The organism is Pseudoalteromonas sp. TB51 (genome assembly GCF_000498055.1).
Lineage (GTDB): Bacteria > Pseudomonadota > Gammaproteobacteria > Enterobacterales > Alteromonadaceae > Pseudoalteromonas > Pseudoalteromonas atlantica.
This window is the reverse complement of the sequence record NZ_AUTO01000280.1, coordinates 1-4,653: the sequence shown is the minus strand read 5'-3', so window position 1 is coordinate 4,653 and position 4,653 is coordinate 1. Positions and strand designations below refer to the sequence as shown.

General features: G+C 41.2%; 2 protein-coding genes and 2 pseudogenes. 1 reads left to right on the top strand and 3 read right to left on the bottom strand.

Annotation, left to right across the window (positions count from 1 at the left end):
- Nucleotides 1-302 (top strand): annotated as a pseudogene (locus L650_RS0116560) (molybdopterin molybdenumtransferase MoeA); the annotation flags it as partial.
- Between the two features lie 103 nt (nucleotides 303-405).
- Here L650_RS0116560 and L650_RS0116555 read toward each other — a convergent pair.
- The 3 genes and pseudogenes from L650_RS0116555 to L650_RS0116545 all read right to left on the bottom strand — a co-directional run.
- Nucleotides 406-2,283 (bottom strand): hypothetical protein, encoded by a 1,878-nt coding sequence (locus tag L650_RS0116555; RefSeq protein ID WP_029773798.1) that lies wholly within the window; start codon nucleotides 2,281-2,283, stop codon nucleotides 406-408.
- A 9-nt stretch (nucleotides 2,284-2,292) separates the two neighbouring features.
- Nucleotides 2,293-3,384, bottom strand: coding sequence for a hypothetical protein (locus tag L650_RS0116550; protein WP_029773797.1), 1,092 nt, complete (start codon nucleotides 3,382-3,384; stop codon nucleotides 2,293-2,295).
- A 64-nt stretch (nucleotides 3,385-3,448) separates the two neighbouring features.
- A pseudogene (locus tag L650_RS0116545) lies at nucleotides 3,449-4,653 on the bottom strand (hypothetical protein); the annotation flags it as partial.

The following is a 4,653-nucleotide window of genomic DNA, read 5'->3' as shown; positions in this document are numbered from 1 at the left end:
CAGCCGTTACGCTTGAGCGACTTGTAAAGCCAGCCCTTACAAAGCTTTCAGGAAATGAACATACTGCTAAGTTACGTTTAAAAGCAACCACCACAGCGCTGATTAAAAAGCGCCCCGGCCGTACCGACTTTCAACGTGGTATTGCCAGTACCGACGAAAACAATAACCTACTGGTAACGCCTATAAATAAGCAAGGTTCGGGGGTACTCTCATCGCTTAGCCACGCTAACTGCCTTATTGTGCTGCCCGCAGAAAGTGGCAATATTGCAAAAGACGAAACCGTAGAAATTGAGCTACTATAACTTATGCCAATATGCTTAGTTAGGTAGTATATAAGCACGAGAAATAAAAAAGCCCAGCAAGTATGTGCAACTTGCAGGGCTTAAGTTTAGGTTTAAACCGCTATTAAAATAACGACTCAAAATCACCATTAGGAAATAATACCCCAGGAATACCACGTACTGCGGTTACATCCGCAATTTTTGTATCGCCTAAGTACAAGCCACCGCTGTAGTTGCTGCCAGCTTGTTTTACATCAAGCCAGCGACCTTTTTCACCTTTTGCGGTTAAACTAATATTGCTATTTACTTCTCTAATGCGTAAATCTAAGGCTTTTTGTTTTACGCTAATAAATACATCACTACTGGTAAGCTGCGATAAATCAATAACATCACCTACATACGCTAAGCTAAAGTCACTCGCACCACCTAATGGCAGAGCCAGTTCTAGGCCAAACATTAAATCATCGTTTTCCTCACCCGTCAGTGGCGAAGCTTCTAATGCTGTAATATGAAAAGGCGTAGTTTGAATATCACTTTGATATTGGCCAGCAAAATCAAAGGCAGATAAAGACGTAACTTCCTGTGCAAACGCAGTAACAAATCGATTTAGATCTAATGATATCTCACCAGTAAGCTCGCCTGATTGCTTAGTAATAACTACATCAGTGGTAATATTAGCAATACCTGTTTGTGCATCGGGTAATAATTCACTTTGCTCACTTACCCCATCAAATTCCACCAGCAGTTCACTTACATCAACATCTAAGCGCGTATCGCCATTAATAACAGAAGCACTCATTACCCCTTCTATTTTATCACCAAGTACACCGCTTATTCTAAATGTGGGGATAGACATGTCTATATTTACTGGGAGGCCATCATAGGTACCGGTAATTAGCCATTCGTAGGGTGAGGTTGAATAGCTAATATCAAGATTACGTAACGTGTACTGCCCTTCGCTCGCAGATACTTCTGCAAGTGGAGAGTAATTTATGAGTACCTCATTAATTACCTCTGCAAGCACGGTAATAGTTTGCTGCGTATCGTCATCAAGTGCGCTTTCTAGTTGTTCAAGCTTCGCGTCTAAATCATCAGCGTAGGTTGTGTCCTGTAAGCGAATAACACCTAGCGCATCTCTTATATTTTCGAGTAATTCGCGTGACTCTAATGCTTGCTCAGTTTCAACTTTTTGTTGCCAATTGGTATAACTAGTCACGCTCGCAATAGTTTGCTTAACCTGCCCGGCTACACTTTGAATTAAACCATTACCTTGTTCACTGTAAAGGTTATCTGCGATGTATTGATCAGCTAAACTGCTGTAAGTTTGCCAAGCACTTGTATCATCCTGCAGGGTGATAAAATCATCAAATGCAGTGGCTAAATCAAATCCTTCAACAGACACACCAGCGACGATAGCGCTATACGTAAATGCATTAGCAACGATTTCTGCCTCTAGTGTATTACTCAAGCTACTATGTGTAAGCTGATAAAAAGGACTCGCAGATAAACTTGCAAGGGTTGCGTCAACATTTGCATTCGTAATTGCGGTGCTCAATGGCGAGAAAAACACCTCATTAACGCCTGGCGCAACATAGGCACGGGCAGCATAGTTTAAATTAACGCCAGTTATCTCTTCAAAATCAATTAAACGGTTTTCGTTTATATCGTTTACATCACCGCGAAGCGTTCTGCCACAGCCTGTAAAGCGTGGGCACGGCAAGGCGCTATCGTCAGGTATAAATTCAAATGTATAAAAATTAAGAGGCGATACACTCACGCTGGCGGTATTTATGTTTTCGACCGCGACAGACTCAACCACATTGCCTTGGCTGTCTAATTGATTAAGCGTACCTTTGGCTGATTGCCACTGAGGTACATAAAAGTTTACGGTAGAGGTAGATACTACGCTTATTTCAACCGCTTCGTCACTACTGTCATTTGAAGAGCCACCGCAGCCACTAAGCGCTAGAGCAACTGACAAAGGTAAAAGTTTTTTTAACATCTTCATTCCTTAAAACTTAATGTTCATGTACCAATTTACATTCGCATAATAAGCTTTATCTAAATCTAAGCTGTCGGTTTGTAAATTAAGACCAAAGTACTCGTTTTCAATACCGACTAAAAACGCCTCACTTTTTGTTTCATAGCCAGCTTGTACCTTCCAATGATCCCAAAAATGAATGCGCCCTTTAAGCTGACTAAATGTATCTTCATCGTACTGCTTGATTGTAAGCGCCGTTGAATATCGGCGGTTGATTCGGTAATCGGCAAAGGCGGTAATACGCATTTCCATATCAAGTGTGTGTGACTGGGTATTACCAAAAGCTGATGTTTGAAGAGAAACAGTCGGTGTAGAGGTGACATTACCACTTTCATCTTCACTGAAAGGGATTTCTGTTGTTTGCCCTTTTACCGCGCCGGTATCATCAAAGTCAGTTTTATAAAGCAGATCTTTTACACTTAGCCCTACTTTTAAATCGTCATTTACTTGCCAATCAGCAAAAATATCTAAGCTATAACCCAGGCCTTCAGGGTTTTGCGAGGGAGTAAATTTTTTAAATAAAATATCTTTCGAAAAATTATAATCAGCAGTAATGCTGCCTTCTACATCGTCACTAAACACTCGCCCATCTACTGAGGCATCTTGAAAATGTGTACTGGCAAAAACAGACACTTTTGGTGTAATAGTTAGCGCGTTTTTATCTAAAAATTTAAAATCGTATGAAACAAACACCCCATTAGAGGTCACTTGCTTAGCATCTAGCTGATACGTGTAAAATCGCTCTTCAAAGGGTAAATCGTTTTTTTCTAAATAAGTATAAAGTGCAGTATCGGGATCAAAATTAAGTACGTAGTCATAACGGCTCTGCAAACCAACTTTAAAATTGTTGTAACCCACGCCAATCTCAAAAATATTATAAGTAAATGCACTGTCGCCAGACTTAATAGGCTCGTCAAAATCATCTACAAATGCTTGTACTGGCTGTGCCTCAGTGTAAATTTCGGCGTCAAAGTGAGTAAATATTTGAAATTGATTATTTGCAGAAGCTAGAGGTGAAAGTAGAGCAGTTGAAAATCCTAACAAGAGAATTTTTTTTTTCATAATTTAATCGCTTTCTATAAAAAAAGGGAAAAGCACACAGCTTTTCCCTTTTATAGTTTAAGTATTAGTTAGATGAGTCAATTAAAGTCACATCTGTGTAATCAATTACTTCATCATCAATGTAAGTAATTGAAACACCGTTTGTTACCTTAGTTGCTGTACCAAAGGTCATCATCATGCCATCGTACATAGCTTTAACATCGCCCATGTAACCAGCTGATTCAGTACCCGACATAGACAGCGTGTAACCCATTGTAGCGTCGCCATTTACTTTAATTTCAAGCATGGTCATGTCTTCATCACCACTGCTATCCACTTCAGACATTACGCTAAAGTCTAAGTCGCCAGACATACCTGCTAGTTCTAGCATAGCCATGTCTGTCTCTTCCATGCCGCTTAAGTTTAGCGTACCCATAAAGTCTGAGTCGCCGTCCTCAATTTCAACACGGTTCCACGCCTGTGCCATAGTTAGTTCAGCATCGTCAACCGTATCTGCATTTACAGCACCGTCAAACGTAAATACTAAACACGAATCAATTTGTGTAGAGTCAGTAATTGTACCATCAGCAAATGCTTGACACTCTTCAAGTGCATCTGCGGCTACATCGCCTGTAACAAGCTCAACAGTTGCATCGCTTTCAGTGGTTAGCATACCGCCCCAAGCAACAACCAATTGGTTATCTTGATACGCAGCAGACGCTGTGATCATGCTACCTGTAGTCGAGTTTGTAAGCATTAGCGTTAAATCATCTAAGCTGTAGTCGTATGCCCACTCAGGATGCGTTGTTGAAGTACCTTCACCAGAGTTACCCATATCGGCAAGCTCTTCAAATACATCAAATAACACTTCAGCTGTGTCGTAAAGTGCATCACCACCGGTACTTGTTAATACCGTCATCGTTGAAAGAGATTCTGATGTTTCTTTAACAGATGCCGTTGCAACCGCCAGCTCTGCTTCTGCTTGAAGGCTAAGTGCTGTTACAAGTTGCTCGTTTGCAAGTTCAGCCTGAGTTTCAGCAGCTTCGGCCATCATTTCTGCACTTTCAACTAAATCAGCGGCTTCAGCCATATCAGCTTCAGTTACTGCTACAGCTTCATATTCAGTTGCTGCTTCTAGTGCTTGTTCAATCGCAAGCTCTAGTGCATCTACAGCAGCAGAAAAATCTGACGCCGCAGTTACCGCAGCATCAACTAATTCAACAGTTGCTTGTGCATCGTCACCCGAGTCAACAGCAGCTTGCGCATCAGCAAGTGCACTTGTTGAAGCGG

Excerpts from the sequence above, each read along its gene's own strand:
- L650_RS0116555 (WP_029773798.1), bottom strand. The coding sequence starts at position 2,283 with ATGTTAAAAAAACTTTTACCTTTGTCAGTTGCTCTAGCGCTTAGTGGC.
- L650_RS0116550 (WP_029773797.1), bottom strand. The coding sequence starts at position 3,384 with ATGAAAAAAAAAATTCTCTTGTTAGGATTTTCAACTGCTCTACTTTCA.